At 70.9% G+C, this 819-nt stretch carries 1 protein-coding gene; it reads right to left on the reverse strand.

Annotated features, from left to right (window positions below):
• The coding region (locus G3N92_RS34565) for a sigma 54-interacting transcriptional regulator (RefSeq protein ID WP_206131944.1) at positions 1 to 819 on the reverse strand (819 nt) is incomplete at both ends.

An 819-nucleotide genomic window follows, 5' to 3' on the forward strand; every position in this document is an offset into this window, starting at 1 on the left:
TGCTCGCCAGGCTCGCGCGGCGCAATTCGTCGAAGAAATCGTCGGGCAGATGCGCGTGGCGGATCTCGCCGCCGCTGCCCGCTTCGTCCGCCTCGTCCACCATCGCCGCGGCCGTGCGCAGCAGGTTGCCGAGCTGACGGAAGTTGCCCGGCCAGTCGCAGCGCTCGAACAGCGTCATCACGTCGGGCGCGACGCGCAGCGCCCGCGCCCGGCCGCTGGCCTGCGCCTCCTGCTCCAGCATCCGCGCCACCACCACGCGCAGGTCGCTGCGCTCGCGCAGCGCCGGCAGGCGCACCGTCAGCCCGTTCAGGCGGTAATAGAGATCCTCGCGGAAGCGGTTCTGCGCCAGCATCTCGCGCAGGTCGCGGTGTGTCGCGCAGATGATCGTCACGTCGATCGGGATCGATTTCGACGAGCCCAGCGGGTTCACGTGCCGCTCCTGCAGCACGCGCAGCAGCCGGGCTTGCAGCGCGTACGGCATGTCGCCGATCTCGTCGAGGAACAGCGTGCCGCCGTTGGCCTGCAACAGCTTGCCCGCCGCGCCGCGCCGCTTCGCGCCCGTGAACGCGCCTTCCTCATAGCCGAACAGTTCGGATTCGATCAGCGTCTCCGGGATCGAGGCGCAGTTCACCGCCACGAACGGCGCATGGCCGCGCGGCGAATCGCCGTGGATCGCCTGCGCGAGCAGATCCTTGCCCGCGCCCGTCGGGCCGGTGATCAGCACCGGGATGTCCTTGCCGAGCACCTTGCGCAGCTTCGCGATGACCGAGGCCACCTGCGCGTCGCCCGTGTCGAGCGCGGCCAGCAGCGAGCCGCGCG

The sequence above is a fragment of the Burkholderia sp. Ac-20379 genome (genome assembly GCF_017104645.1).
Taxonomy (GTDB): domain Bacteria; phylum Pseudomonadota; class Gammaproteobacteria; order Burkholderiales; family Burkholderiaceae; genus Burkholderia.